The sequence below is a fragment of the Nakamurella sp. genome, from assembly GCF_048594475.1.
Taxonomy (GTDB): domain Bacteria; phylum Actinomycetota; class Actinomycetes; order Mycobacteriales; family Nakamurellaceae; genus Nakamurella.
This window is the reverse complement of record NZ_JBMDXT010000439.1, coordinates 1-4438: the sequence shown is the minus strand read 5'-3', so window position 1 is coordinate 4438 and position 4438 is coordinate 1. Positions and strand designations below refer to the sequence as shown.

Sequence of the window (4438 nt, the reverse complement as noted above, 5' to 3'; positions counted from 1 at the left end):
CCTCCGACGACACCCCGCCGGCGAAGAGCGCGGGGTCGAGGTCGCGGCGGTCGGCCTCGAGCAGCGCGTCGACGTCCGGGCGGTCCTGGCGTGTGGAGCTCATGGGCGCCATGGTCCCGTGCCCGTGTTGCGGGCGTGTGTCACGTCCCAGCGGTGGGACGCACCTCTCAGTCGTCGGGTCAGTCGTCGGCGAGCTCCGGCGGGAAGCCGCCGGTGGCGATCGGCGACCACCGGGTCGGGGTGATCCGGATCAGGCATTTGCCCTGGTCGACCATCGCCCGCCGGTAGTCGTCCCAGTCGGAGTGCTCGCCGGCGATGCACCGGAAGTAGTCCACCAGGGGCTCGACGGCCTCGGGGACGTGGAGCACCTCGGCGTCGCCGTCGATCTGCACCCAGGCGCCGTCGAAATCGTCGGAGAGCACCAGGACCGACGCCGTGCCCGTGCGCCGGGCGTTGCGGGACTTGGCCCGTTCCGGGTAGCTGGCGATCACCACCCGACCCTGCGGGTCGACCCCGGCGGTGACCGGGGACGCCTGGACCGACCCGTCGGACCGGGTGGTCATCAGCACGTGGTGATGGCGGGCCCGGGCGAACTCGAGGACCTCCTCCCGGGAGGCCGAGCGGGTGGTGGCGATGGTCCTGGGCATGCTTCCTCCGAGGGTCTGGACGGGTCGGATGGGCCGGCCGGTCAGGCCGGCCGGGCCAGTTGATCGACGACGGCGCCGAACACCCCGGGCAGGCGGTGGGCCGCGGGCACCAGGCCGCGCCGCACCGCCGGTAGGCGGGTCGCGGTGAGCAGCCCCAGGGTCAGCGTGGTGTGCCGACGGCCGAGCCGGCGGGCCGCACCCGCGTACCCGGCCGGATCGCCGGACCGGATCGCCGCGACGGCGGCCCGCGCCTGGGCCAGACCCAGCACCAGGCCCTCCCCGGTGAGGGCGTCCACGTAGCCCGCGGCGTCGCCGACGAGCAGCACCCGGCCTTGGGTGCGGGCGCGGACCCGCTGCCGCAACGGGCCGGCCCCGCGCACCGGGCCCAGCTCGACGCCGGCCAGCCGGTCGGCCAGCGCCGGGAAGGCGCCGATCAGCTCGTCGAACCCGCCGGGTCGGTGGCTGAGCACGGCCACCCCGACCTGCTGGTCGTCCACCGGCGTCACGTACGCCTCGCCCCACGCCGACCAGTGGACCTCCACGAAGTCGGTCCACGGCGCGACGGCGGCATGCCGGCGCAACCCGAAGCGCCGGTGGCCGGGCGACCGGGCGGGCCGCTCCAGCCCGACCAACCGGCGGACCCGGGAGTGCAGCCCGTCGGCGGCGATCAGGAACCGGGTCCGCTCGCCGTCCACCACCAGGTGGTCGCCCCGGTCGGCGACCTCGCGGACGGCCGGGCCGGTCACCGGGATGCCGGCCGCGGCCACGGCCGCCGCCAGCGCACCGTGCAGGACCGTGCGCCGCACACCCCGTCCGGGCCCGCGGCGGAACGGGGCGTCGACGCTGTGCCGGCCGTCCAGATACCGGATCCCGGCGATCGGATGGCCGTCCGGCCGCACTCCCAGCTCCTGCAACGCGGCCACCGCGCCGGGCATCAGTCCCTCGCCGCAGGCCTTGTCGATCGGCCCGTGGCGGGGCTCGCGCACCACGACGTCCAGCCCCGCCCGCCGCGCGTGGAGGGCGGCGACCAGCCCGACCGGCCCGCCGCCGGCCACCACGACGTCACGCATCGGCCGGTGTCCCCGTCCGGGGCAGACCGGCCAGGGCGGTGTTCTCCACCCGGATCCGGACGGTCAGCAACGCGGCGTTGGCGACGGTGAACGCGAGCGCGGTGATCCAGCACGCGTGCACCAGCGGCAGTGCGACTCCCTCCACGACGACGGCGACGTAGTTGGGATGGCGCAGCCAGCGGTAGGGACCCGTCCGCACCGGGGGCAGGCCGGGGACGACGATCACCCGGGTGTTCCACCGCCGGCCCAGCGTCGCGATGCACCACCACCGCAGGCCCTGGGCGGCCAGCACCAGCAGCAGCATCGACCAGGCGAGCCACCCGGGGACGACCGGCTCCCGGACCACCGCCTCCACCAGCATCGCCACCAGGAAACCGGTGTGCAGCACGACCATGACCGGATAGTGGCCGCGGCCCGTCTCGACGCCACCGTGGGCCAGGCTCCACGCGGCGTTGCGGTTGGACACCACGAGCTCGGCCAGCCGTTCGAGCGCGACCAGCGCCACCAGCACGACGAAGGCGGTCAGCGAGGTCATGCCGCGTCACCGATCGCGCGCAGCAGGACCAGTTCGGAGCAGAAGCCCGGGCCCATGGCCAGCAGCACCCCGTACCGGCCCGCGGCCGGCGGTCGCTCGTGCAGCGTGTCGGCCAGCACGTGCAGCACCGACGCCGACGAGAGATTGCCGATCCGGGCCAGCGACTCGCGGGTCAGCGCGACCTCGTGGTCGTCGACCTGCAGCGCGTCCCGGACCGCGTCGATCACCTTCGGCCCACCGGGATGGCAGACCCAGAAGCCGATGTCGGCCCGGGTCAGCCCCTGACCGGCCAGGAACTCGTCCACGTCGTCCCGGAGGTAGTGGCCGACGATCTGGGGCACCCGGGCGTCGAGCACGATGCGGAGCCCGCGCGACCCGATGTCGAACCCCATGGTGCGTTCGGAATCCGGGTACAGCCGGCTGCGGCTACCCAGGATCTCCAGCGGGGCCGGGCCGACGGGTCCGGCCGGGTCCGGCTCGTGGGCGGCCCCGGCGGCCACGACCGCGGCGGCCCCGTCCCCGAACAGGCCGCTGGCCACCACGTTGGGCATGGAGACGTCGTCGCGCTGCACGGTCAGCGAGCACAGTTCGACCGAGACCAGGACGGCCACCTGGTCGGGATGGCCGACGAGATGGTCATGCAGCCGGGCGATGCCGGCCGCCCCGGCGACGCAGCCGAGGCCGAACAGCGGGATGCGCCGCACGTCCGGCCGCAGCCCGACGACCCCGGCGATGCGGGCGTCCAGGGAGGGCACCGCCAACCCGGTGACGGTGGTGGAGATGATGAGATCGACGTCGCTGGGCGTCAAACCGGCCGCCTTGAGGGCGTCCTCCAGGGCCCGGGCGCCCAGCTCCACGGCGTGATCCAGGAAACGGTCGTTCGCCTCGTCGAACGTGGTGAGCAGCCCGTAGTCGGCCAGCGGCAGCGCCAGGTGCCGCCGGCGGACGCCGCAGTTGCGGTGCAGGGTGCGCAGCACCCGCTCGTCGAGCCCGCGGCCGGCGACGGCCGCCGCGAACGCATCGGTGATCTCGTCCTGGTCGTGGCGGTGTGCGGGCAGAGCACCGCGGACCGCCAGGATGCGGGTCATCGGGCCAGCACCAGCAGGGCGGCGTCGACCAGGGCGATGCCGATCGCCGCCCGGAACGGCGTCCGGCCCCCGGTCACCAGGGCGACCACGGCCAGGGCCGCGACCAGCAGCAGCGCACCCACCCGCAGGATCGTCGCGGCGTCACTGGCGGCGGCGACGATGACCGAGGCGGTGCCGAGCACGGCGACCGCGGCGACCCGGGTGCGCCGGGCGCCCAGCCGGTGGGGCAAACCGCGGACACCGGTCGCCTCGTCGTCCGACAGGTCGGGCAGCGCGTTGACCAGGTGGGCGCCGACGCCGAGCAGGGCCGCGACCACGGGGATCCACCAGGGGGGCAGGGCACCGGTGGGCCCGGCCAGGGTGACGAACACGGCGATGCCGCCGAACGCCACGGCGTACGGCAACCACGACCAGACGGTGGCCTTGAGCCCGAGGTTGTAGGCCCAGCCGGCGGCCACGCAGACCAGGTGGATCAGTCCCGGGACGAGCCCGCACAGCAGCGACAGCACGATGGTCGCGGCCAGGGCGATGCCGCAGGCGATCCGGACCGGGCCGACCGCCAGGTCGCCGGTGGCCAGCGGCTTGTCCGCGCGGCCGACCGCGGTGTCGCGCGCGCGGTCGAGGAGATCGTTGGTCCAGCCGATGGTCAGCTGGCCGGTGAGCACGGCTCCCACGATCAGGGCCGTGCGGGCCGGTGGTGTCTCGCCGGCGACGGCGAGCGCGCCGGCCAGGACGGAGACCGCCAGGGCGGGGCCGATGTGCGCGGCGCGCAGCAGGGCCCCGACCCCGGCGGCGCCGGAAACGATGTGTGTCAGTCCGTCGGCTCCTCCGGCTCGAAGGTGTCGGGCTCGTCGGTCGTCGTGGCCCCGACCCCTTCGTCGGACTGTAGTGCTTCCTGGGCCCGGGACGAATCCTCGGTGCTGGCGTCGGGCTGGGTCATGACGGCTCCTCTCGGTGGGTGGTGCGGGACATCGGTCGGTAGGTCGGTGGGTCGGTAGGCCGGCGGCCGGCCGGCGATCGGTCGCGGCGGCCAGCGGTGAGCCGGCCCGCTCAGCGGGCGGCGGCCCGGCGGGCGCGGGCCCGCAGTTGCAGGATGCG

General features: G+C 75.3%; 6 protein-coding genes. All 6 read right to left on the bottom strand.

The genetic code is table 11. From position 1 onward, the window contains the following. Positions 1 to 179: 179 nt before the first annotated feature. The 6 genes from ACOJUF_RS19850 to ACOJUF_RS19825 all read right to left on the bottom strand — a co-directional run bounded on the left by ACOJUF_RS19850 (position 180) and on the right by ACOJUF_RS19825 (position 4280). Positions 180 to 647: a PPOX class F420-dependent oxidoreductase gene (locus tag ACOJUF_RS19850; RefSeq protein WP_420123543.1), complete on the bottom strand. Its 468-nt coding sequence runs from the start codon at positions 645 to 647 to the stop codon at positions 180 to 182. A gap of 41 nt (positions 648 to 688) precedes the next feature. Next, complete coding sequence (locus ACOJUF_RS19845; protein ID WP_420123542.1) at positions 689 to 1717, bottom strand: NAD(P)/FAD-dependent oxidoreductase; 1029 nt, start codon at positions 1715 to 1717, stop codon at positions 689 to 691. After that, positions 1710 to 2252 (bottom strand): isoprenylcysteine carboxyl methyltransferase family protein, encoded by a 543-nt coding sequence (locus tag ACOJUF_RS19840; protein WP_420123541.1) that lies wholly within the window; start codon positions 2250 to 2252, stop codon positions 1710 to 1712. Before ACOJUF_RS19840 ends, ACOJUF_RS19845 begins: the two co-directional genes overlap by 8 nt. Further along, on the bottom strand, positions 2249 to 3340 hold the full coding sequence (locus ACOJUF_RS19835) for a type III polyketide synthase (protein WP_420123540.1): 1092 nt from the start codon (positions 3338 to 3340) through the stop codon (positions 2249 to 2251). Before ACOJUF_RS19835 ends, ACOJUF_RS19840 begins: the two co-directional genes overlap by 4 nt. Then, positions 3337 to 4071: a UbiA family prenyltransferase gene (locus ACOJUF_RS19830; RefSeq protein ID WP_420123544.1), complete on the bottom strand. Its 735-nt coding sequence runs from the start codon at positions 4069 to 4071 to the stop codon at positions 3337 to 3339. The genes ACOJUF_RS19835 and ACOJUF_RS19830 overlap by 4 nt, the downstream gene beginning before the upstream one ends. A gap of 80 nt (positions 4072 to 4151) precedes the next feature. Further along, entirely contained in the window at positions 4152 to 4280 is a 129-nt protein-coding gene (locus tag ACOJUF_RS19825; RefSeq protein ID WP_420123545.1) for a hypothetical protein, read from the bottom strand. Positions 4281 to 4438 lie beyond the last annotated feature (158 nt).